The sequence below is a fragment of the Micromonospora craterilacus genome, from assembly GCF_003236315.1.
In the GTDB taxonomy this organism is placed as follows: Bacteria; Actinomycetota; Actinomycetes; order Mycobacteriales; family Micromonosporaceae; genus Micromonospora; species Micromonospora craterilacus.
On record NZ_POTY01000027.1, the window covers coordinates 20,609 to 40,389 of the forward strand.

The window sequence follows — 19,781 nt, forward strand, 5'->3', positions numbered from 1 at the left end:
CTTGGCGACGAAGGACGGCGCGGTCGTATGGTCCCGCGCCGCCCTCGCGGTCGGGACCCGCGCTTTCACTGGATGAAAGCCGACCTCACCCGGCGATCCTGTGGGCGCCCGCGACGTTCAGAACGGGTAGCGGGTGATGTCGCCCCGCACGGTCAGCCACTGCGTCTCGGTGAACGCCGCCACGTTCGCCGCCGCCCCACCGAACCGGGAACCGGTGCCGGAGGCGCCGACGCCGCCGAACGGGGCCACCGCCTCGTCGGCGACGGTCTGGTCGTTGATGTGCACGATGCCGCTCGGGATGCGGTCGGCCAGCGCCATCGCCTTCGTCACGTCGCGGCTGAGGATGCCCAGCGACAGCCCGTACTCGGTGCCGCCGGCCAGCGCCGCGGCCTCGTCCAGGTCGCCGAAGGTGAGCACCGGAGCGACCGGGCCGAAGACCTCCTGCGCGTACGCCGGGGTGGTCGGGGTGACCTCCGCGAGCACGGTCGGGCGGTAGAACAACCCGTCGTACGTGCCGCCGGCGGCCAGCCGGGCACCCGCGTCCACGCTCGCCGTGACCAGCGAATGGATCTTGTCGCGCTGGACCTCGTCGATGATCGGCCCGAGCGCCACCTGCTCCTTGGCCGGGTCGCCGACCGGCAGGTGGTCGGCCTTCTCGGCGAGCCCGGCGACGTAGCGCTCGGCGAGGCTCTCGTGCACCAGATGCCGGCCGGTGGTCATGCAGATCTGCCCCTGGTGCAGGAACGAACCCCACGCGCCGGCCGACACGGCGAGGTCGAGGTCCGCGTCGTCGAGTACCACCAGGGCGGAGTTGCCGCCGAGTTCCAGGTGCGCCCGCTTGAGGTGCCGGGCGGCGGCCTCGCCGACCTTGCGGCCGGCGGCGGTCGACCCGGTGAAGCTGACCACCCGGACGTGCGGGTCGGCGACCAGCGCCTCCCCGGTGTCCACCCCGCCGGGCAGCACGTGCAGCAGCCCCTCGGGCAGCCCGGCCTCCTCGAAGACCCGGGCGATGGCCAGCCCGCCGGAGACCGCGGTGCGCAGGTCCGGCTTGAGCACCACCGCGTTGCCCAGCGCCAGCGCCGGCGCGACCGAGCGGATGGCCAGGATCAGCGGGAGGTTGAACGGCGCGATGACGCCGACCACGCCGACCGGCAGCCGGCGGGCCAGGCTGAGCCGTGGCTGGGCGCTCGGGATGATCTCGCCGAGCGGGTGCGAGGCCAGCCCGGCCGCCTCGTAGCACTCCTGGGCCGCGGTGGCCGTCTCGACGCCGGCCTTCGGCGGGATCGACCCGGCCTCGCGGACCAGCCAGTCACCCAGCTCGGCGGCGTGCTGCTCCCACAGGCCGCCGGCCCGGCGCAGCACGGCCGCCCGCTCCGGTGGGCGCGCGAGTCAGCCGGCCGCCGGGTCGGCATCCGGCGTCCGCACCGACCGGAACAGGATCTGCCGGCGCAGCGTGAAGCCGAGCGCCTCGTACAGCCGGATCGCCCCGGTGTTGTCCGCCGCCGCGTGCAGCAGCGGTCGGTCGCCGCGGGCCCGGATGCCGGCCACGACCGCCTGGATCAGGCGGCCCGCCAGGCCCTGACCGCGCGCCTCGGGCGCGGTGCAGACGGCGCTGATCTCGATCCACCCGGGCAGCCGCATCCGCTCGCCGGCCATCGCGACGAGCGCCCCGCCCCGCCGGATGCCCAGGTAGTGGCCGAGTTCGACGGTGCGGGTCAGGAACGGCCCCGGCCGGGTGCGGGCGACCAGGTCGAGCATCTCCGGTACGTCGGCGGTGGTCAGCCGCAGCGCCTCCGGGTCGACGGCGGCCTCGGCCGCGTCGTCGACCAGCTGCACCCCGTCGATCTGCTGGTCCACGGTCCACCCGGCGGGCAGCCGGCCCGCGTCGCCGGCCATCCAGACAACGGCCCCCGGGCCGGCCAGCGCCGCGAGGTCGGCCCAGGCGGCCGGGTCGTCGGCGTCGGCCACCGCGTGGAACGGCGAGACGTCCTGCTGGTAGCGCGCCGCGTGGCCGTGCCGCTCGGCGAACCCCTGGTGCGCGCCGCTCAGCGCCGCCCACACCGGGTTGTCCAGGACCTGTTCGGCGATGGTCCCCGTCATCTCGTCCCCCGATCGGCCGGCCGCGGCATTCGTCGTGGTCGTCGAGGCGATCCTAGATCGCGCGGGCGGAACACCCCGGACCGGCGGGTCCCGCCGCCGGCACCTCGCGCACACGCCTGCCGGGTCGGCCCCCCGCACGGCCGTGGTCTGCGGAAACGGCGGTTGCCCGGCCGGTGGGCGTACCACCATGTGAGGGGCGGCGAACGGGGGGTGACGTGAGCGCACTGCTGCTGATCATCACGCTGGGCGTCACCGTGCTCGTCGGCACCACGCTCGGTGGCCGGTACCGGGTCGCGCCGCCGGTACTGCTCATCATCTTCGGCGCGCTGCTGGCGCTGATACCGGCGTTGAGTCACGTGATGCTCGAACCCGAGGTGGTGCTGCTGCTGTTCCTGCCGGCCATCCTCTACCGGGAGAGCCTGACCAGCAGCCTGCGGGAGATCCGGGCGAACGTCGTGTACATCGCCCTGCTGGCGATCGGGCTGGTGGGCGTCACGATGGTGGCGGTGTCGCTGGTCGTGCAGCGGTTCGGCGTCGACCCGGCGGCGGCCTGGGTGCTCGGCGCGGTGCTCGCCCCGACCGACGCCGCGGCCGTGGCCGGCCTGGCCAAGCGGATGCCCCGACGCCTGCTCACCACCCTGCACGCCGAGAGCCTGATCAACGACGGTACCGCCCTGGTGCTGTTCTCCGTCGCGCTCGGGCTGCTCGGCGGGGGCGCGTTCCCGAACGCGTTCGCGCTCGTCGGGCGGGTCAGCCTGTCGTTCCTCGGCGGCATCGCGGCCGGCGTGCTGGTCGGCTTTGTGGTGATCCTGGTCCGTAAGCGTCTGGACGACCCGCTGCGGGAGGGCGCGCTCAGCGTGCTCACCCCGTTCACCGCGTTCTTCCTCGCCGAAGCCATCCACGAGAGCGGTGTGCTGGCGGTGGTGGTGTCCGGGCTGATGCTCGTCATCGCCAGCCCCCGGGTGATCCGGGCCCGGTCGCGGGTGCTCGCACTGTCGTTCTGGGACCTCACCACGTTCCTCATCAACGGCGGACTCTTCGTGCTGGTGGGCATGCAGATCCCGCGGGCGGTCCGGGCGGTCAACAGCACCTCGCTGATGCGCGCGATCGTCATCGCGCTCGTGGTGGCCGTCGTGCTGCTCGCGGTCCGGATGCTCTGGCTGAACCTGACGGCCGCAGTCGCCTGGTTGGTCGATCGGCGCCGGGCCAGGGGTGCCCGGTGGGTGAACTGGCGGGTGCGTACGGTGGCCGGGTGGGCGGGGTTCCGCGGCGCGGTCTCCTTCGCGGCGGCGCTCGCCGTCCCGCTGACCACCTCCAACGGCCAACCGGTACGGGAACGCGACCTGATCATTTTCTGCGTCGCGACGGTGATCCTGCTGACGATGCTCGTGCAGGGCACCACCCTGCCGCTGCTGATGCGCTGGGCCAAACTCTCCGGTGACCCGGAGCACGCCGACGAGACGAGACAGGCGCAGGCGCGGGCCACTCAGGTCACCCTCGCGGCGCTGCCGGACATCGCCGAGCGGGTCGGCGCCGATCAGGACGTCACCCAGCGCCTCCAGACCGAGTACCAGAACCACCTCGGCGACGTGCAGGCCGCGCAGGAGGAGGAGTCGGCGGCCGCCCGCGAGGTCGAGCGCCGGCTGCGGCTGGCCGCGCTCGATCACAAACGGCGCGAGGTCACCCGGATGCGCGACCACCGCGAGATCGACGATGCCGTGCTCCGTGAGTTGCAGGCCAGACTCGACGTCGAGGAGATCCGCCTGCTGGGGCCGACGACCCTCGAATGACCCACCGCGGCTCACCCTGCCGGCGCGACTCCGACCGGTAGCGCCAGCGCGACCGTGAGGTCGAGGAGGCTGCGCGGGTCGGTGAGCCGCTCGCCGAACAGCTGGCGCAGCTGACCCATCCGGTACCGCACGGTCTGCGGGTGGACGAACAGGTCGGCGGCCACGTCGTCGCGCCGACCCTGGTGCAGCAGCCAGGAGCGCAACGTCTCGGTGAGCCGTTCCGCGGTGGCCGCCGGCAGCGCCGCCAGTGGTTGCAGGACCCGGGCGCGCAGGTCGGTGAGGGCCTCGACGTCGGCGCTGAGCAGCAGCTCGGCCAGGTGCCGATCGGTGTCGATCGGTTCACCGTCGTCGGGGTGGGCGATGCCCAGGGCGACCACCCGGGTGACCCGCCGGTACGACGAGCAGGCCCGGGCCCACGGGCGGGCCGGCCCGAGCACCGCGCGGCGCCCGCGCAGCACCCGGGCAAGCTGCCGCCGCCGGTCGCCGTGCACGTCCGGTACGAGCAGCACCGCGGTCTCCTCGTCGGAGTCGCCGGCCGGCAGCTCCTCGCTGCTCTCCAGGGTGTGCTCGTCGAGCAGCGCGAGCGCGCCGCGCAGCTTCGCCTGCGGTAGCAGCGCCACGGTGAGGGTCTGCGGCACCGGCCAGTCCGCCCGCTCCGCGCTGCGCACCAGGATGTCCTCGGGCTCGCCGGCGAGCAGTTGCTGGGTGAGCCGTTCCAGGTTCCGCCGCCGGGCCCGGCCGACGCTGGCCAGCTCGTCGGCGTGCCCGGACACGCTGGCCGCGGAGAGCTCGTCGATGTAGGCGAACATCAGCTCGGCGAACTCGGCTACGGTCGCCGCGGGCAGCCCGATCGCCACGGTGGCGGCGGCCATCTCCCGCCAGGAGGCCCGCGCCCCGACCCGGTACGCGGCCAGCAACGCGTCCACGCTGCGGCCGGAGCGGGCCTCGCCGCTGCCCAGGGCGTACGCGGCCTCCAGCGCCGGGACCAGCGGGGTGCTGGGGTCGCTGGCCTGGGATCGTTCGAGCAACTGGAGGAACGTGCCCAACGCGATCTGCACCGCGTTCTCGATCTTGTCCCGCATCTGGCCGGTCAGGGTGCCGGAATAGCTGGGCACCTCGGCCGTGATCGCAGTGACGGTTCGCTCGGCTACCAGCGGTAGCCGATCACGCAGTTCGGAGGCCACCCGCTGGTCCAGCCCGACGCGGGCCGCCCGATGGGTGGTGCCGGAGGATTCCGCCACGGTTGTTCTCCCCGCACAAAAGGGATGGATCGCTTTACCTTCGCTGGCCAAGATTTTATGCCAGCCCGCCGCGACCATCGTCCTATGACCGCCACCGTCCCGCGACCGGGCACCAAGGGGTCCCTCCGGCGCCGCCTCTGGCGGCTCGCCGAGACGGTGACCACGCCGGTACTGCCCGGGGACTACCTCGACCTGGTCGCCCCACTGCGAGCCGGCGCCGACCTGCGCGGCCGGATCGTCGACGTACGCCCGGAGACCCCGGACGCGGCGACCGTGCTGATCCAACCCGGGCGCAGCTGGCGCGGGCACCTCCCCGGCCAGTACGTCCGGCTCGGTGTCGACGTCGACGGCGTACGCCAGTGGCGGGCCTACTCGGTGACCTCGCCGCCGGGCCGCCGCACCGACCCGATCTCGGTGACGGTCAAGGCGATTCCCGACGGCGTGGTCAGCAACCATCTCGTCCGCCGCGTGCGGCCGGGCACCATCGTGCAGCTCGACCAGGCCTGCGGCGACTTCGTCCTGCCCGAGCCGGTGCCGACGCGGGTGCTGTTTCTCACCGCCGGCAGCGGCATCACCCCGGTCGCCGGGATGCTGCGTTCCGGCGCACTGGCCGGCAGCGACGTGGTGCTGGTCCACTCGGCGCCCACCGCGGCCGACGTGGTCTTCGGCGCGGAACTGCGCCAGCTCGCCGACCGCGGCGTCATCCGGCTGGTGGAGCGGCACACCACCGTCGAGGGCCTGCTGGACGTCGCCGAACTCGACTCCCTGGTGCCCGATCACCTGGAGCGCCAGACCTGGGCGTGCGGCCCGGTGGGGCTGCTCGACGCGGCCGAGGAGCACTGGTCGTCGCGCGGCTGCGCGGAGCGGCTGCACACCGAGCGGTTCCGGCCGACCGTGATCACCACCGGTGAGGGCGGCACCGTCACCTTCACGCGTTCGTCGGTGACCGTCGAGGCCGCCGGCGCCACCCCGCTGCTCGACGCCGGCGAGAACGCCGGGGTGCTGATGCCCTCGGGTTGCCGGATGGGCATCTGCTTCGGCTGCGTACTGCCGCTGCGCCAGGGGGCGGTCCGTGACCTGCGCAACGGGCAGCTCACCACCGCGCTGCCGGGCGACGGCGTACGCGTGCAGACCTGCGTGTCGGCCGCGGCCGGCCGCTGCGAACTCGAGATCTGATCGGAGACCCGCCGACGTGACTGTCATCCAGAAGAAGGCCGACAACCCGATCGCTCACCTGAGCGCCGAGGACATCGAGACCCTCGGCAAGGAACTCGACGCCATCCGGCAGCGGGTGATCGACTCCCGCGGTGAGCGGGACGCCGCGTACATCCGCAAGATCATCTCGACTCAGCGCAAGCTTGAGGTCAGCAGCCGGGTGGTGCTGCTGTTCTCGCTGTTCCCGCCGGCCTGGATCGTCGGCACCGCCGGACTCGCGGTGGCCAAGATCCTGGAGAACATGGAGATGGGGCACAACATCCTGCACGGGCAGTGGGACTGGATGCGTGACCCGAAAATCCACTCGACCAGCTGGGAGTGGGACCATGCCACCCCGGCAGAGCAGTGGAAGCAGTCGCACAACGAGCTGCACCACCGCTACACCAACGTGGTCGGCAAGGACAACGACCTCGGCTACGGCATCATGCGGGTCGACGAGGACCAGCCCTGGCACCCGGCCTACCTGGGTCAGCCGTTCTACAACTTCGTCAACGCCTGCTTCTTCGAGTACGGCGTGGCCGCGTACGACCTCGACCTGGGCAAGAACCTGAAGGACGGACGGCACAAGAACCCGGAGTTCCGGGCCAAGCTCCGGGCGGCCGGCCGGAAGGTCCGTCGCCAGGTCCTCAAGGACTACCTGATCCACCCGCTGCTGTCCGGGCCGTCGTTCTTCCACACCATGGCCGCGACGTTCACCGCGAACCTGATCCGCAACCTGTGGAGCCACTCGGTGATCATGTGCGGGCACTTCCCGGAGGGCGTGGAGACCTTCGCGAAGACCTCGATCGAGGGTGAGACCCGGGGCGAGTGGTACCTGCGGCAGATGCTCGGGTCGGCCAACATCAGCGGCAGCCGGCTGCTGCACATCATGACCGGCAACCTGTCGTACCAGATCGAGCACCACCTCTTCCCCGACCTGCCGAGCAACCGCTACCAGGAGATCGCCCCCGAGGTGCGGGCGCTGTTCGACCGGTACGGGCTGAAGTACACCACCGGGTCGATGCCCCGACAGGTCTTCTCGGCGTGGAAGAAGGTCTTCCGGCTCGCCCTGCCGAACCCGCGCCGCTCCGACACCTCCTCCACCGACGACCGCCCGACCCCCACCCTCGCCACCGTCGGCGCCTGACCCGCAAAGCGATCTTGGTCCGGAAGTGCCCCGCAGAGGGCGGTTTCGTACCAAGATCGCGGGCGCGGGTTTGAGGTCAGGACGCGGTTTGGGCGAGGTAGACCGTGTTGGTCGATTGGCCGCCGGTCAGCGGGTTGGGGAACGCCACCACGTGGCTGCGGTGGGTGGGGAAGACCTCGGCGAGGGCGGCTTCGAAGACGGGGTCCGGCGGGTCGTCGGACCAGAGCGCGAAGACGCCCTCCGGATGCAGGTTCCGGGCCAGCCGGCGCAGCCCGTCGGTGGTGTAGAAGGCGGCGTGGCTCGGGTGCAACGGGTGTCGGGGGGAGTGGTCGACGTCCAGCAGGACGGCGTGGAAACGCCGTCCGGGATCGTCGGGGTCGAGGCCGCTACCGTCGGCCACCCGGGCGAAGAAGTCGGCCCGCACCAGCCGGGTACGCGGGTCGGTGGCCAACCCGGCGGCGAACGGCAGCAGGCCACGCCGGTGCCAGTCGATGACATCCTCGACCGCCTCCACCACCAGCAGTGAGGTGACCCGGTCGTCCGCCAGCGCGGTGCGGGCGGTGTAGCCCAGCCCCAGCCCGCCGACGGCCACGTCCAGGCGCGGCCCGGCCAGCGCCGCCAACCCCAACCGGGCCAGCTCGATCTCGCCGGCGGTGAACAGGCTGGACATCAGGAACTCGTCGTCGAGCTTGACCTCGTACACGTCGAGGTCGAGCCGCGGGTCCCGGCGCCGGCGCAGACTGATCTCGCCGAGCGGGGTCGGCCGCCAGGCCAGTTCCTCGAAACGGATGCTCACCGGCCGGATGCTACCGGTCGGCCGGGGTGTGGGTCCCGGCGACGACGCACGGTCCTCAAGACATCGACGCAACGCATATCCTGTGCCCCGACCGTCTCGCGGAGGGGACCGCATGCCGTCGCGGCAGGACCAGCTGCACTCGTACCAGTTCACCATCCAGCGGGCGGTGGCCGCGCTGGTGATGCGCGAGACCGATCCGGTCCAGTCACCGTTCCGCCGGCTCGCCGGCGCGGCACTGGCCAGCGTGCTGGTGGCGGTCATCGGCCTGGGCGGTTCCGCCCTCTACGGTCTGTTCACCGGTGGCGGCGCCAAGTGGCGGGACACCGGCGCGGTCATCGTCGAGAAGGAGTCCGGCGCCCGGTTCGTCTACCGCGAGGAGAAGCTGCACCCGGTGACCAACTACGCGTCCGCGCTGTTGATCACCGGGGCCGAGCGGCCGAAGACCGTGCTGGTGTCCCGCCGGTCGATCGACGGGGTGCCGCGCGGCCTGCCGCTGGGCATCGCCGACGCACCCGACTCGCTGCCGGCCGCCGACCGGCTGTCCACCGCGCCGTGGACGGTCTGCTCGGTCGGTGCGGCCGAGGCCGGCCGGAGAGAATCACGGTCGGTGCTGCTGATCGGTGCCGACGGCCAGGGCGGCCGGCCGCTCGGCGAGAACGCGCTGCTGCTGCGCGACCCCGACGGCCGGCTGCACCTGGTCCGGCACCAGCGGCGGCACCTGATCCGCGACGCCGACCGGGTGCTGGCCGCGCTGGCGGCCACCCGGGCCCGGGCCGTACCGGTCGCCGCGGCCCTGCTCAACACGGTGCCGGCCGGTACCGACCTGGCCCCGCTGGACCTGCCCGGCCTCGGCGAGCGATCAACCCGGGTCGCCGACGCCAGGATCGGCGACGTGCTGCTGGTGAGCAACTCCGGCGGTGGACGACAGTACGCGGTGGTGCTGCGCGACGGGCTCGCCGGCATCACCGAGTTGCAGGCCGGCCTGCTGCTCGCCCGTACCGGCCAGCGGGAGCCGGAGCAGCTCAGCCTCGGGCGGTTCGCCGCCCTGCCCCAGCTTCCCGATCTCACCCCCACCGGGCCCGGCGCACCACCGACCGCACCGCCCCGACTGGCCACCGTGGACTCGCCGGTGCTCTGTGCGCGGGTCGGTGACGACGCCGGCGCGATCGAGCTGCGGCTCGGCGTGGACCTGCCGGACCTGGCCGCCGCGCCCCGTACCGCGAGCCGGGCGGCCGGCCCGGCGCTCGCCGACCACGTGCTGGTGGAGCCGGGCCGGGCAGCCGTGGTCGAGTCCGTCGCCGCACCCGGCGCCACCGGCGGCGCGGTCTCCGTGGTCACCGACCTCGGCCGGCGGTACGTCCTCGCCGACGCCGGCGTGCCGGCCATGCTCGGCTACGGCGAGGTGACCCCGGTACGCCTGCCGGCGGGGCTGGTCAGCCTGGTTCCCGCCGGAGCGACCCTGGACCCGGAAGCCGCCCGGAAACCAGCCGCACCCGCCTGAATCTCAAAGGGTCAGGGTTCGAGCCCCTGGCGACGCCCTTGGGCGTTGTCGTTCGACTGCCCGTCGCGTCCCGGGACAGCGAGATCACGCTCGATCCTGGATCGAGTGGCCTCACCGCAGCTGTCAGGCCACTCGATCCTGGATCGAGCGTGGCGGCTGACCATCGATCGCGGTCGACAGGGGAGTGCATGGCAGGAGTAGCCACCGAGCCACGGTCAGGCGGGGCGGCGCAGGATGCTGACGGCGAAGTCCGCGTCGTCGTGCCAGGGGCGCAGGTCCCAGGTGGCGAAGCGGTGCTCCAGCCGCAGGCCGGCACCGGCCAAGTCGACGTCGAAGTCGGTTAGCGGGTAGCCCCGGTCGGTGCCGAAGCCGACCGCGACCACCCCGTCCGGCCGCAGGTGGGTGGCGACGCGGCGCAGTACCGCGCCTTCGGTGCCCGCGGCGACGAAGGCCATCACGTTGCCGGCCAGCACCGCCGCGTCGAACGGCTCGGGCTCGCCGGCCGCCGCTAGGTCCAGCTCCGTCAGGTCGGCGACCAGCCAGCGGGGTCCGGGGTGATCGGCGCGGGCGGCCTCGATCAGGACCGGGTCCGCGTCCACCCCGACCACCGTGTGGCCCCGGACGGCCAGCTCGGCACCGACCCGGCCGGTGCCGCAGCCGGCGTCCAGGATCCGCGAGCGCGGCGGCACCAGCGTGTCGAGCAGCCGGGCCTCCCCGGCCAGGTCGACGCCCTCGGCCGCCATCCGGCGGAACCGGTCGACGTACCACTGCGAGTGCTCGGGGCCGGTGTCGGTCACCCAGCGGGTCGGGTTGCTCATCGGCTCACCGTATCCAGCCGCACTCAGGGCCGCCGGGCCACCGTCACGAACTCGTTGTAGGTGAACAGCCGGCCGGCGGCGCGGGGGAAGGGGAACGAGTGCTGGCGCAGCACGGTGAGGCCGAGTTCCCGGCAGTCCTCGGCCGCCTCGGCGAAACCGACGAAACGGACATGTGAGGCGTCGCTGCGGTAGCCGCGCTCCTGCGGGGTGATGAAGACAGCCCGACCGCCGGAGCGGACGAACGGCAGGTATGACGCGACCACCTCGCGCGCCTGCTCGGCCGGCATGTGCTCCAGCAGGTGCGCGGCGAGCAGCGAGTCGAAGGCGTCCGGGCGGGCGTGCTCGGAGCGGAGGAATTCCTCGGTGGTGTACGCCTCGAGGCCGAGTGCGCGGGTGTGTGCCACCGAGGTCGGATTGTGGTCCACCCCGACTGCGCCCTCGCCCAGGTTGATCAGGTTGCGGCCGAGGCCGGAGCCGACGTCGAGGGTACGGCCCAGCCGCAGCCGCCGCAGGTTCCACCGATACGGCGCCTGCACGTCCAGGATCCGCTTCCAGCGCGCCCCGCTGAGCTGCTGCAACCGCCGGGTGTAGTCCTCACCCTCGGTGCCCGTGGGACCTTGCCGTGCCTGCCTCATTCGGGGCTCCTTCGCCTCGTACTGTCGCTCGACCTGCGTCGGTGCCCCCGTGCGCGGTGATCGACTCCTACCTTATCCTGGAGCCGTAGCGCTACCGGGATGTGACGCATGGTGAACTGGACTGCCCGACCGGCCGGGTCGGGCGCGGTGCCGACCGGCGGTGCCCTGGGCGGCAACGCGCCCCGACGCCACGCCGGCCTCTGGCAGCTGGCGGTGGACACGCTCGACGGCAACTGGGAGCACGACCACACCGTCCCGTCCCGCACCCTGTACCCGCACCAGTGGAGCTGGGATTCCGCGTTCATCGCGATCGGCTGGGCCCACGTCCGTCCCGACCGCGCCTGGCGGGAGCTGACCAGCCTGTTCCGGGCCCAGTGGCTCGACGGCCGGGTGCCGCACATCGTGTTCAACCCGGCGGTCTCCGGCGGTGCCTACTTTCCGGGGCCCGAGTTCTGGGCCTCGGCGACGGTCGACGGGACACCTCCGGTTGCCACCTCGGGGCTGGTCCAGCCGCCGGTGCACGCCCTGGCCGCCTGGCACGCGTACCGCATCGCGCCCTCGGCGGACGGGCTCGCCGCGCTGCGCCGGCTCTACCCGCGGCTGGTCGCGCAGCAGCACTACCTCGCCACCCGCCGCGACGTCGGCGGTGCTGGGCTGGCCAGCATCGTGCATCCGTGGGAGTCCGGGTTGGACAACAGCCCCGCCTGGGACGCTCCGCTGGCCGCGGTGCCGACCGAGGCGGCGGTGATGCGCGCGTACCGGCGGCGGGACATCGTGCACGCGGCGGCCGCGCACCGCCCCACCGACCTGGACTACGCGCGTTTCGTCGCGATCGTCACCGCCTACCGGGCGGCGGGCTACCGGGACGACGGCCTGGCCGGCCGGCATCCGTTCCTGGTGGAGTGTCCGCTGTTCAACGCGGCGATGGGGGCCGCCGAGCACGCGCTCGCCGGGATCGCCGGCGAGATCGGTGCCGATCCGGGCCCGCACCGGGAGAGCGCGGCCCGGATCACCGCGGCGGTGGTGGACCGGCTGTACGACCCGACGACCGGCACCTTCCACCCGCGTGACCTGCGCACCGGCCAACTGACCCCGGCCCGGACGGTGCTCGGGCTGGCACCGCTGATCCTGCCCGACCTGCCGACCCGGCAGGTGGAGGCGGTGCTCGTCGAGGCCGCCTCGGCCCGGTTCGGTCTGGCTGCCCGGATGACCCGCCCGTTGCCCAGTCACGACCGCACCGCGGCGGACTTCGAGCCGCTGCGCTACTGGCGCGGCCCCAGCTGGATGAACATCAACTGGTTGGTCCGGCAGGGCCTGCTCGCGCACGGGCACACCCGGTTGGCCGCCGGCCTGCGCGCGTCGATGATCGAGCTGGTCGGGGCCGGTTGCCACGAGTACTTCCATCCGGACACTGGCGCCGGCCTCGGCTCCCCGACGTTCGGCTGGACGGCGGCGCTGCTGCTGGACGTGCTGGCCGACTGACCACCGGCGGGCACCGGCGTCCGGCGGCGAGGTGCGCCCGGCAGGTAGGTTGCTGGCCAGGACCCGGGGCCGCCCGGCGCGGCGGACCGGTGCCGGTGCGCCGGGCGTCACCGGCCCGGATGGACGGAGGGACGATGGGCCGGGACAGCTACGACGAGCAGCTCGACCGGCTCACCGGTGTGCTGGCCACGATGAGTCGGGGTGCCAGCGCGGCGATCCGGGGTGCCAGCGTCGCCCTGCTCGACGTCGACCGGGGTGCGGCCGAGGCGGTGCTGGTCGGCGACGCCGTGCTCGACGGTCAGCGGGCCGACGTGGAGGCGTTGATCCCCCAGGTGCTGGTCCGGCACCAGCCGGTCGCCTCCGACCTGCGCCTGGTGCTCTGTGCCCTGCGCATCGCCAGCGACCTGGAACGGATGGGCGACCTCGCGGTGCACGTGGCGAAGATCGTCCTGATGCGACACCCGGTGGGGGTGGTCCCGGAACCGGCGGTGCCGCTGATGACCGCGATGGCGGACGCGGCGGCCCGGATCGCCGACAAGACCGCCGTCGTGCTGGCCACCCGCGACCGGCTCGACGCGATGCAGCTCGGGCTCGACGACGACGAGGTCGACGCCGCCCAGGAGCGCCTGCTGTCGATGCTCGTCTCCGCCTGGCCGTACGGGGTCGAGTCGGCGATCGACCTGGCCCTGGTCGGCCGGTACTACGAGCGGTACGCCGACCACGCGGTGAACGTCGCGCGTCAGGTGGTCTACCTGGTGACCGGGACAATCCGCCTCTGAGAGGTACGTCTCACCCGCCCATTCCGGGCATCCGGTGCGCTCGCGCCCCGAACGTCACATCCCGTCGCCCGTCGGCCATCAGCCGAGCCGCCAAGTTCACTTTCCGTTCATCTGGCGCCGGGAGTCCGGCTACCTCTGCCTCCTAACTTGACTCGCGTACGGCCCGGACGGGCTGTTGCATCCCGATAGAGAGGCTTACCTGGTGAACCGCAACGTGCTTTCGCGGCGCGTCCTTGTTGGCGTCGCGGTTGCCGCGCTCGCGCTTACCGGCTGTGGTAGCAACAACAACAGCACGGAGTCGGGCGGCAGTGGCGGCGACGGCTACGCGAGCCTGTCCGGCGAGCTGAAGGCGTCGGGCGCGAGCTTCCCGGACGCGTACTACCAAGAGGTCATCGAGGCCTTCAAGGGCGAGGCCGCCAACGTGACGGTCACCTACAACGCGACTGGCTCGGGCACCGGCAAAAAGCAGTTCGGTGAGGGTCTGGTCGACTTCGCCGGCACCGACAGCCTGGTCAAGGACACCGACGGCGTGGCCGCCGACTCCTTCCTCTACGTCCCGACGGTGGCGGCGCCGATCACGGTGTCCTACAACGTGCAGGGCGTGGACAAGCTGCAGCTGAGCCCGGAGACGCTCGCCAAGATCTTCCAGACCGACATCAAGACCTGGGACGACGCCGCCATCAAGGCGGACAACCCGGGCGTCGAGCTGCCGAACACGCCGATCGTCGTCGCGCACCGCTCGGACGGCTCCGGCACCACCAACAACTTCACCAAGTACCTGACCGCCGCCGCCGGCGACGCCTGGAAGCTGGGCAGCGGTGACACCGTGGCCTGGCCCGCCAGCACCCAGGGCGGCGAGAAGAACACCGGTGTCGCGCAGATCATCAAGCAGACCAACGGCGCCGTGGGCTACGTCGACCTGAGCGACGCGAAGGCCACCCAGCTGAGCTTCGCCGCCATCAAGAACAAGGACGGCCAGTTCGTCGAGCCGTCGCTGGAGGGCACCACCGCCGGCCTGGAGGGTGCCGCGGTCGAGGCGGACCTGAGCTACAACCCGCTCAACGCCGCCGGTGCCAGCTCGTACCCGATCACCGCCCCGACCTTCATCATCGTCAAGGCCAAGTACGACGACGCCGCCAAGGCGGAGCTGGTCAAGGGCTTCCTCAAGTACCTGCTCAATGACGGCCAGAACCTGGCCAAGGAGATCGACTTCGCGCCGCTGCCGGCCTCTCTCAAGGAGAAGGCGCTGGCTCAGGTCGACAAGATCCAGGGCTGATCAGGATCAAGATCGCTAGGGCGTTCTCTCTGGGGACGGGATCGAATCGATCCCGTCCCCAGCGGGGTACCTGAGCTGGAGTGAAGATGACCCTAACTACCAAGTCCCCCGACTCCCGGTCGACGCTGGCCCAGCGGGGCGGCAGCGCCCGGGCCGACCGCATCTTCTCCTGGTGGACGCTCGGCACCGGCCTGCTCGTGCTGGCCGTCCTCGGGCTGATCCTGATCACCACCGTCCGGGAAGCCTGGCCCGCGTTCGACGCGATGGGCCCACGGTTCCTCACCGAGCGGATCTGGGACCCGAACCCGGCGACCGGCGACGCCATCTTCGGGGCGTTGTCGTTCGCGTACGGCACGGCCCTGTCGTCGCTGATCGCCCTGCTGTTCGCGGTGCCGGTCTCGATCGGCATCGCGCTGTTCCTCACCGAGCTGGCGCCGCGCCGGCTGCGTGGTCCCGCGGTGACCGTGATCGACCTGCTGGCCGCCGTCCCGTCGGTGGTCTTCGGCCTGTGGGGCATCCTGGTCGTCGCCCCTGCCCTGGTGCCCGTCTACCAGTGGTTCCACGACGTCTTCGGCGGCGTGCCGGTGCTCGGCAGCCTCTTCGGCCAGGTGAGCAGCGGCCGCAACTTCATGACCGCCGGCATCATCCTCGCGATCATGGTGACGCCCATCATCACCTCGATCACCCGCGAGGTGTTCAGCACCGTGCCGCGCGCCGACAAGGACGCCGCCCTCGCGCTCGGTGCCACCCGCTGGGAGATGATCCGCGGCGCGGTCTTCCCGCACAGCTTCGGCGGCATCGTCGGCGCGGTGATGCTCGGCCTCGGCCGGGCGATGGGCGAGACGATCGCGGTGGCTCTCGTCATCGGCGGTTCGACGAACATCACGGCGAACCTGTTCGCGCCCGGCAACACGATGGCCGCGGTCATCGTGCAGCAGTTCGGCGAGTCCACCGGCACCTACACGGCCGCGCTGATCGGCCTCGGCGTGGTGCTGTTCGCGATGACGGTACTGATCAACGTGCTCGCCCAGGTGATCGTCCGCCGGGCCGAGGCGCGGATGAAGGGAAGCAGGTAGATGACCGTCACCGCACCACCCACCACCCGGGCCGGAGCCGGCGGGCCCGACCTGACCCGCGCGGCGCTGTCCGGCCGTCGTCGGTTCAGCAACCACCTCGCCACGACGGCCATCTGGGCGGCCGTGCTCCTCGCTGTGATCCCGCTCGCCCTGGTGACCTACGAGGTCGTCATCAAGGGCTCCGGGGTGATGAGCCTGAGCTTCCTGACCGAGGACATCCCGAACTCGTACCGGCGGGAAGGCGGCGGCATGGCGCCGGCGATCGTCGGCACGCTGCTCATCACCGGGATGGCCGCGCTGATGGCCATCCCGCTGGGCGTCTTCGGCGCCATCTACCTCAACGAGTACGGCAAGCAGTCACCGCTGGCCCGGCTCATCCGGCTGATGGCCGACGTGATGACCGGCGTGCCGTCGATCGTGATGGGCGTGTTCATCTACATCTCCTGGGTGTTGCTGGTCGGGCAGCAGACCGGCTTCGCCGGCGCGCTGGCGCTGGCCTGCCTGATGCTGCCGGTGGTGATCCGCAGCAGCGAGGAGATGCTCCGGTTGGTCCCGGACGAGCTGCGGCAGGCGAGCATGGCGCTCGGCGCCCGCAAGTGGAAGACCACCCTGACCGTGGTGTTGCCAGCGGCGATCTCCGGTATCACCAGTGGTTCGCTGCTGGCCGTCGCCCGGGCCGCGGGCGAGACCGCCCCGATCGTCATCGTGACGGGCATCGTCTTCGCGCCCAACTCGAACCTCTTCGACGGTTTCAACACGGCGCTGCCGGCACAGATCTTCCGCAACGCCAGCCAGCCCTTCGAGGCCGCCCAGGACCGTGCCTGGGGCGCCGCCCTGACGCTCATCGTGATCGTGCTCGGCTTCACGATCATCGCTCGACTCATCGCCAGCCGATTCGCCATCAAGGAGCGCTGACATGGCCCGAAACGACGCAGACCTGACCAGCCGACCGTCCGTGTCGGTCCACGCTCCCGGCACCGCGAGCGCCGGTGTCATGCCCTCCACCGCACCGGTGATGCAGTTGCGCGACGTGAGCGTCTACTACGGCAGCTACGAGGCAGTCCGGGGCACCTCGATGCCGATCCAGCAGAACCAGGTCACGGCCATGATCGGGCCGTCCGGTTGCGGCAAGTCCACGGTGCTGCGTGCGCTGAACCGGATGAACGACCCGATCCCCGGGGCCCGGGTCAGCGGTGAGGTGCTCTACCACGGCCAGGACCTGTACGCCAAGGACGTCGACCCGATCCAGGTCCGGCGGCGGATCGGCATGGTCTTCCAGAAGCCGAACCCGTTCCCGAAGTCCATCTACGACAACGTCGCGTACGGGCTGCGGATCAACGGCATCAAGGGCCGGCTCGACGACCACGTCGAGGAGGCGCTGACCCAGGCTGCGCTCTGGGACGAGGTCAAGGACAAGCTCCGCAAGAGCGCCCTGGCGCTCTCCGGCGGTCAGCAGCAGCGGCTCTGCATCGCCCGGACGATCGCGGTCAAGCCCGAGGTCATCCTCATGGACGAGCCCTGCTCGGCGCTCGACCCGATCGCCACCGCGAAGATCGAGGACCTGATGTTCGAGCTGACGAACGACTACACGATCGTGATCGTCACGCACAACATGCAGCAGGCCGCCCGGGTCAGCCACTACACCGCCTTCTTCACCGCCGAGGTGGACGAGAAGCAGGTGCGGCACGGCCGGCTGGTCGAGTTCAGCCAGACCGGCAAGCTGTTCACCAACCCCGCCGACAAGCGTACGGAGGACTACATCACCGGTCGCTTCGGCTGAGCCGGAAGCGGCGGTCGATGGTGGGTCGCCGGGCCGCGCCCGGCGACCCGCCGGGCGCGGCCCGGCGCCGCAGGCGCTCGCCCGTACCCACCGACCGCGCGGTGTCCTGCAGTGCGGCGGACCGTCCTGCGCGGCGCAAGGGTGTCGCGATGGGCCTGAACCTGAACCGGAGCCGGTGAGCGATGAACAACCTCGTCGAGGCCACCAGGGGTGACCACCGATCCGACGGGCGTTTCGTACTGCTGGTGGTGGACGACGACGAGACCGTGGGCGCCGCGCTGGTCGCCCAGCTGGCCGACCACCGGGTACGGGGACACCACTTCCCGCACGCCGCCGAGGCGCTGCTGGCCGCGGGCGCCCTGCAACCGGACGCCGCGGTGGTCGCCGCCGGGCTGGTCACCATGAGCAGCACGGAACTGGTGCGGCTGCTGGCCCGTCGGGCCGGCATCCCGACCGTGGTCGGGGTGGGTGACGACGACGGCGGGGTCGCCGTGGCGGCGCTCAAGGCCGGCGCGACGGCCTGCGTCCGGCGCCCGTACCGGCCCGAGGAGGTGCTGCCCATTCTGCGGGCCATCCGCCCGGAGACCGCCGGTGCCCTCGACCCGCCGATCGAGCTCGGCGGACTGCGGGTGGACCCGGCCACCTTCGAGGTGCGTCTGCACGGCCAGGCGGTGGCGCTGCCGATGAAGGAGTTCAGGCTCCTCTACTTCTTCATGAGCCACGCCGAGCGGACGGTCACCCGCGAGCAGTTGCTCGCCGCCGTGTGGGGCGGGGTCTCCGACGAGACGTCCAACACCCTGACGGTGCACATCAAACGGCTGCGCCGGCGGCTCGCGCTGGACGGGGAACAGACGCCGATGATCGTGACCGTCCGCGGCCTTGGGTACCGGTTCGTGCCCGCGCCGGCCGCCGCCTCGCCGACGACCTCGTGAACGTGCTGCCGGGAGAGCCGCCGTACCCGCCCCTGGTGGGTGGTGCGTCGGGTGCCGCCCCGGAGGGCATGGTGCTGGTGGCGGTGCCGCTGGCGTACATCCCGCACGTCGCCCGGCTGCTGGCCGACCTCGACGCCCGGCAGCGGGTCGCGCCGGTGCCCCGGCGCCGCTCCGAGCCGGCGCGGAGGCCGCCGACAACGGACTGGACGGTGGACGATCTGCGCCGGCTCAGCCAGGGACGCAGCGCCACCCACCGGACGGTGGCGGCGGTGCTCGACGCGCTCGCGGCGGAGCCGGACCGGCTGTTCACCGTGCCGGATCTGGCCCAGGCCACCGGGCGGCCGCGCAAGAAGATCATCGGCGCGATGGCCGGGCTCACCCGGCTGCTGAAGGCGCACTACGACTACGCCGGTCGGGGGCTACCGTTCGCCCGGGTGGCCGGACGGCCGGAGGGGCCTCGGGAGCTGTGCTACACCGTGGACGCCCGGCGGGCGGCCCACTGGCGGGAGGCCCGACTGTCGCGGGCGGCCGACGACGGGACGCCGACGGCGGCCGACGAGACTCCGCCGGCCGACGGCGGGGCTCCGACGACCGGCGGCGCGCTCAGCTGAGCAGCACGAAGGTCGGGACGGCGACGAGCGCGCCGACCGTCGCGCCCGCGAGCACCTGGCCGAGGGTGTGGTCGGCCAGCCGGACCCGTGACCAGCCCACCAGCGCGACCAGGGCCACCAGCGGGGCTGCCACCGCGCCGAACAGGACGATCAGCACGGACACCGAACCGGCGCTGACCGCCGCGTGGGCGCTCAACTTCCACACCTGGTTGACCACGGTGACGGCGGCCCCGACGGCGAACATCACCACCACCATGGCCACCAGCGGGCCCGGCGCGCCGAGCAGCACCAGCGCCGCCAGACCGACCAGCACGGAGAGCAACCCGTAGAGCAGGGGCCGGCGGCGCTGGCTGCGTTCGCCGATGTGGTGGTCGGTCAGCTGACCACGCCGTACGCCCAGCCAGATGATGCCGTACGGGACGGCGGAGCAGAACAGCACGGCCAGCGCGGCCCAGCCGAGCCCGGCCACGACGGCCGGCGCGGTGCTGTGCACCGAGACGACCAGGGGCATGACGGCGGCGAGCACCGCGGGCGCGAACACCTCGGTGGTGACCCGGGCCAGCCGGTACGAGGCGGCGCGGGTGTTCGGGTCGGCGGCGGTGGGCACAGGTCTACCTCTCGAC

General features: G+C 72.3%; 18 protein-coding genes and 1 pseudogene. 12 read left to right on the forward strand and 7 right to left on the reverse strand.

Features of this window, described 5'->3' with window-relative positions; all coding sequences use genetic code 11:
• Positions 1-117: 117 nt before the first annotated feature.
• Both C1I95_RS07010 and C1I95_RS07015 read right to left on the reverse strand, forming a co-directional pair.
• Positions 118-1,368: pseudogene (locus tag C1I95_RS07010) on the reverse strand (benzaldehyde dehydrogenase); the annotation flags it as partial.
• A gap of 21 nt (positions 1,369-1,389) precedes the next feature.
• Positions 1,390-2,100 carry a GNAT family N-acetyltransferase gene (locus C1I95_RS07015; RefSeq protein ID WP_111212950.1) on the reverse strand — a complete coding sequence of 237 codons (711 nt, stop codon included), beginning with the start codon at positions 2,098-2,100 and terminating at the stop codon, positions 1,390-1,392.
• Between the two features lie 215 nt (positions 2,101-2,315).
• Here C1I95_RS07015 and C1I95_RS07020 point away from each other — a divergent pair, with 215 nt between their 5' ends.
• A complete protein-coding gene (locus C1I95_RS07020; RefSeq protein ID WP_199523634.1) occupies positions 2,316-3,890 on the forward strand; it encodes a Na+/H+ antiporter in 1,575 nt (524 codons plus the stop codon).
• A gap of 11 nt (positions 3,891-3,901) precedes the next feature.
• On the opposite strand, the gene C1I95_RS07025 is transcribed toward C1I95_RS07020, so the two are convergent.
• A complete protein-coding gene (locus C1I95_RS07025) occupies positions 3,902-5,131 on the reverse strand; it encodes a PucR family transcriptional regulator (RefSeq protein ID WP_111212951.1) in 1,230 nt (409 codons plus the stop codon).
• An 84-nt stretch (positions 5,132-5,215) separates the two neighbouring features.
• On the opposite strand from C1I95_RS07025, the gene C1I95_RS07030 reads away from it, so the two are divergent.
• Positions 5,216-6,307 carry a ferredoxin reductase gene (locus C1I95_RS07030; RefSeq protein ID WP_111212952.1) on the forward strand — a complete coding sequence of 364 codons (1,092 nt, stop codon included), beginning with the start codon at positions 5,216-5,218 and terminating at the stop codon, positions 6,305-6,307.
• Between the two features lie 16 nt (positions 6,308-6,323).
• Entirely contained in the window at positions 6,324-7,472 is a 1,149-nt protein-coding gene (locus C1I95_RS07035; RefSeq protein WP_111212953.1) for a fatty acid desaturase family protein, read from the forward strand.
• A gap of 76 nt (positions 7,473-7,548) precedes the next feature.
• On the opposite strand, the gene C1I95_RS07040 is transcribed toward C1I95_RS07035, so the two are convergent.
• Positions 7,549-8,268, reverse strand: a complete 720-nt coding sequence (locus tag C1I95_RS07040; protein WP_111212954.1) for a polyamine aminopropyltransferase — start codon at positions 8,266-8,268, stop codon at positions 7,549-7,551.
• Between the two features lie 112 nt (positions 8,269-8,380).
• Here C1I95_RS07040 and eccB point away from each other — a divergent pair, with 112 nt between their 5' ends.
• Complete coding sequence (gene eccB, locus C1I95_RS07045; protein ID WP_111212955.1) at positions 8,381-9,769, forward strand: type VII secretion protein EccB; 1,389 nt, start codon at positions 8,381-8,383, stop codon at positions 9,767-9,769.
• Between the two features lie 215 nt (positions 9,770-9,984).
• On the opposite strand, the gene C1I95_RS07050 is transcribed toward eccB, so the two are convergent.
• Together C1I95_RS07050 and C1I95_RS07055 are read right to left on the reverse strand one after the other, a co-directional pair.
• The gene (locus C1I95_RS07050) at positions 9,985-10,587 is read right to left on the reverse strand and encodes a class I SAM-dependent methyltransferase (RefSeq protein ID WP_111212956.1); all 603 of its coding nucleotides are present in this window, start codon (positions 10,585-10,587) and stop codon (positions 9,985-9,987) included.
• 23 nt (positions 10,588-10,610) lie between these two features.
• Complete coding sequence (locus C1I95_RS07055) at positions 10,611-11,222, reverse strand: class I SAM-dependent methyltransferase (protein ID WP_111212957.1); 612 nt, start codon at positions 11,220-11,222, stop codon at positions 10,611-10,613.
• A gap of 108 nt (positions 11,223-11,330) precedes the next feature.
• On the opposite strand from C1I95_RS07055, the gene C1I95_RS07060 reads away from it, so the two are divergent.
• From C1I95_RS07060 to C1I95_RS07095, 8 genes are all read left to right on the forward strand, one after another.
• On the forward strand, positions 11,331-12,704 hold the full coding sequence (locus C1I95_RS07060; RefSeq protein ID WP_233513406.1) for an MGH1-like glycoside hydrolase domain-containing protein: 1,374 nt from the start codon (positions 11,331-11,333) through the stop codon (positions 12,702-12,704).
• Between the two features lie 134 nt (positions 12,705-12,838).
• Positions 12,839-13,483: a phosphate signaling complex protein PhoU gene (phoU, locus tag C1I95_RS07065; RefSeq protein WP_111212958.1), complete on the forward strand. Its 645-nt coding sequence runs from the start codon at positions 12,839-12,841 to the stop codon at positions 13,481-13,483.
• Positions 13,484-13,685: 202 nt separating this feature from the next.
• On the forward strand, positions 13,686-14,759 hold the full coding sequence (gene pstS, locus C1I95_RS07070; protein WP_111212959.1) for a phosphate ABC transporter substrate-binding protein PstS: 1,074 nt from the start codon (positions 13,686-13,688) through the stop codon (positions 14,757-14,759).
• An 86-nt stretch (positions 14,760-14,845) separates the two neighbouring features.
• Positions 14,846-15,835, forward strand: coding sequence for a phosphate ABC transporter permease subunit PstC (pstC, locus tag C1I95_RS07075; RefSeq protein ID WP_233513407.1), 990 nt, complete (start codon positions 14,846-14,848; stop codon positions 15,833-15,835).
• A complete protein-coding gene (gene pstA / locus C1I95_RS07080; protein ID WP_111212961.1) occupies positions 15,836-16,750 on the forward strand; it encodes a phosphate ABC transporter permease PstA in 915 nt (304 codons plus the stop codon). It abuts the gene before it with no gap.
• A gap of 1 nt (position 16,751) precedes the next feature.
• Positions 16,752-17,615 carry a phosphate ABC transporter ATP-binding protein PstB gene (gene pstB, locus C1I95_RS07085; RefSeq protein ID WP_111212962.1) on the forward strand — a complete coding sequence of 288 codons (864 nt, stop codon included), beginning with the start codon at positions 16,752-16,754 and terminating at the stop codon, positions 17,613-17,615.
• A gap of 182 nt (positions 17,616-17,797) precedes the next feature.
• Positions 17,798-18,547, forward strand: a complete 750-nt coding sequence (locus C1I95_RS07090; protein ID WP_111212963.1) for a winged helix-turn-helix transcriptional regulator — start codon at positions 17,798-17,800, stop codon at positions 18,545-18,547.
• 35 nt (positions 18,548-18,582) lie between these two features.
• The gene (locus C1I95_RS07095; protein ID WP_199523635.1) at positions 18,583-19,158 is read left to right on the forward strand and encodes an SMC-Scp complex subunit ScpB; all 576 of its coding nucleotides are present in this window, start codon (positions 18,583-18,585) and stop codon (positions 19,156-19,158) included.
• On the opposite strand, the gene C1I95_RS07100 is transcribed toward C1I95_RS07095, so the two are convergent.
• The gene (locus tag C1I95_RS07100) at positions 19,151-19,669 is read right to left on the reverse strand and encodes a phosphatase PAP2 family protein (protein WP_438941290.1); all 519 of its coding nucleotides are present in this window, start codon (positions 19,667-19,669) and stop codon (positions 19,151-19,153) included. The genes C1I95_RS07095 and C1I95_RS07100 overlap by 8 nt on opposite strands.
• Between the last annotated feature and the right edge of the window lie 112 nt (positions 19,670-19,781).

Bases quoted from the DNA above. Each gene is read 5' to 3' on its own strand.
- C1I95_RS07015 (WP_111212950.1), bottom strand. From the start codon at position 2,100: ATGACGGGGACCATCGCCGAACAGGTCCTGGACAACCCGGTGTGGGCG.
- C1I95_RS07030 (WP_111212952.1), top strand. From the start codon at position 5,216: ATGACCGCCACCGTCCCGCGACCGGGCACCAAGGGGTCCCTCCGGCGC.
- eccB (WP_111212955.1), top strand. From the start codon at position 8,381: ATGCCGTCGCGGCAGGACCAGCTGCACTCGTACCAGTTCACCATCCAG.
- C1I95_RS07050 (WP_111212956.1), bottom strand. From the start codon at position 10,587: ATGAGCAACCCGACCCGCTGGGTGACCGACACCGGCCCCGAGCACTCG.
- C1I95_RS07055 (WP_111212957.1), bottom strand. From the start codon at position 11,222: ATGAGGCAGGCACGGCAAGGTCCCACGGGCACCGAGGGTGAGGACTAC.
- C1I95_RS07060 (WP_233513406.1), top strand. From the start codon at position 11,331: ATGGTGAACTGGACTGCCCGACCGGCCGGGTCGGGCGCGGTGCCGACC.
- phoU (WP_111212958.1), top strand. From the start codon at position 12,839: ATGGGCCGGGACAGCTACGACGAGCAGCTCGACCGGCTCACCGGTGTG.
- pstC (WP_233513407.1), top strand. From the start codon at position 14,846: ATGACCCTAACTACCAAGTCCCCCGACTCCCGGTCGACGCTGGCCCAG.
- pstA (WP_111212961.1), top strand. From the start codon at position 15,836: ATGACCGTCACCGCACCACCCACCACCCGGGCCGGAGCCGGCGGGCCC.
- pstB (WP_111212962.1), top strand. From the start codon at position 16,752: ATGGCCCGAAACGACGCAGACCTGACCAGCCGACCGTCCGTGTCGGTC.
- C1I95_RS07090 (WP_111212963.1), top strand. From the start codon at position 17,798: ATGAACAACCTCGTCGAGGCCACCAGGGGTGACCACCGATCCGACGGG.
- C1I95_RS07100 (WP_438941290.1), bottom strand. From the start codon at position 19,669: ATGCCCCTGGTCGTCTCGGTGCACAGCACCGCGCCGGCCGTCGTGGCC.